The organism is Paenibacillus endophyticus (assembly GCF_014192395.1).
GTDB lineage: Bacteria > Bacillota > Bacilli > Paenibacillales > Paenibacillaceae > Pristimantibacillus > Pristimantibacillus endophyticus.
Window position 1 is genome coordinate 1 of sequence record NZ_JACHXW010000042.1, and the last position, 1,585, is coordinate 1,585.

The following is a 1,585-nucleotide window of genomic DNA, read 5'->3' on the forward strand; positions in this document are numbered from 1 at the left end:
GCTATACCAGCTAATAGCCTGTCAATATTTAATTATTAATGAAGTAAACGAAGGATGCTATACTGGTAAAAATGCATGACAAATAACCGCCCCATAGAATTTGGGAAGGTTTTCCTCAATATCTAAACGTTTCTTATTCGGTCAAGCGGAAACGTTCTTTTTTGGTCAAAATTGCATATATCCAATGGATCAGTCTATTTACACAAGCGATTACGGCTACTTTAAATAGTTTGCCTTCTGCACGTTTTTTGTCGTAATAAGCTCTTATTCTCTTGTTACGTGAGCCTTTCAGTCCACACCTTACAGCTTGATATAGAGCTGTCCGAAGCCTTCTAGAACCACGTTTGGTGATTTTATTTCGGGTTGCTGTAAATTTGCCAGAAGAAAAGACACTTGGATCAATACCGGCAAACGCAACCAGCTTCTTTGCGTGATCGAACCGATCAATTTCTCCGACCTCAGCTAAAATTGTTGCTGCAATTTTGGTGCCAATGCCGGGTATTGATTGGATTAAATCGTACTCCATTAATTCTTCAGCCAGAGTTTCTATCGATTTATCCAATTTAGTTAGATGCTCCTGGTACTGAAGAAGTAAATGAATGAATAGCTCTAATGAGATTAAATGACTCGGAAAAGCGGTCTCTCTGAAGGGATTTCGCTCTGCAGCAGCCATTAGTTTCTGTGCCCGTTCAAGCGACCACTGGTTCGAGGTAACATGTCCAACAAGGCGTTTTATGTTCGCCGTAACGGTTTCCTCGGACAACGCAAGCACCGATTGAGACGTTGGATACTGGGCAAGGAAACGAAGTGATACCTTAGAATAAAGGTCACCAAACACGCCATGATACTCTGGAAAGACTTGATCCAGTACCGCTTGAAACTGCAACTTTACCTGGACATATATTTCAGTTAGTGACTCATGTTGCCGTGTCAGGTAACGAAGATTCATGAGATACTGACCCCGTTTTTTGTAAGGCTCTAGCTCTTCTTTGTAGAACATTTCACCCAACTGGTATGCGTCAGCAACATCCGTTTTCACCTTACGTAAATTCATTTTTTTCGCTTGGTGTGAAAGTAACGGATTGATAACGATATACAGATATTGATGCTCATCTAGAAATTGAATAACTGGACTATGATAATGGCCTGTTGCTTCTAACACAATGGCCGGACGCTGCCCAGCAAAGGACTCCACGTTTTGAGCAAAGCGGAGGAAGGACGCTAATCCCTCAAGATTATGCTCAAATCGAAATGTCTTTCCATAGGGCGTTCCTCGATCTGAAAAAGCTTGTGCATGACTTTCTCCTTTAGATACATCTAATCCAATGACAGGGTTCATTCCACCACTCCCGATATTATATTCGCCGGCAACCCCTAACCTTCTTGTCGTCCACATTATCGCATGTGATTCGGGATCATTGTCCCAACCAGCCTAATCATGGTTTAACAAGTAGGGGGGATGAACTGTATAGCTCTCGGGATCTAGCTCCCACGGGCAGGTACGTTCTATCCCCGGCTACCGCTATCTTACGACTACACAAAAATGAGGTCTACCAGAAAGATCTGGTGACCTCATAATACGAAC

General features: G+C 42.6%; 1 protein-coding gene. It reads right to left on the reverse strand.

Features of this window, described 5'->3' with window-relative positions; translation table 11 throughout:
• Positions 1-133 precede the first annotated feature (133 nt).
• Positions 134-1,339, reverse strand: a complete 1,206-nt coding sequence (locus tag FHS16_RS31425) for an IS110 family RNA-guided transposase (RefSeq protein ID WP_183571660.1) — start codon at positions 1,337-1,339, stop codon at positions 134-136.
• Positions 1,340-1,585 lie beyond the last annotated feature (246 nt).

What these genes read in the sequence shown, in the direction of transcription:
- FHS16_RS31425 (WP_183571660.1), bottom strand. Translation starts at nt 1,339, where the DNA reads ATGAACCCTGTCATTGGATTAGATGTATCTAAAGGAGAAAGTCATGCA.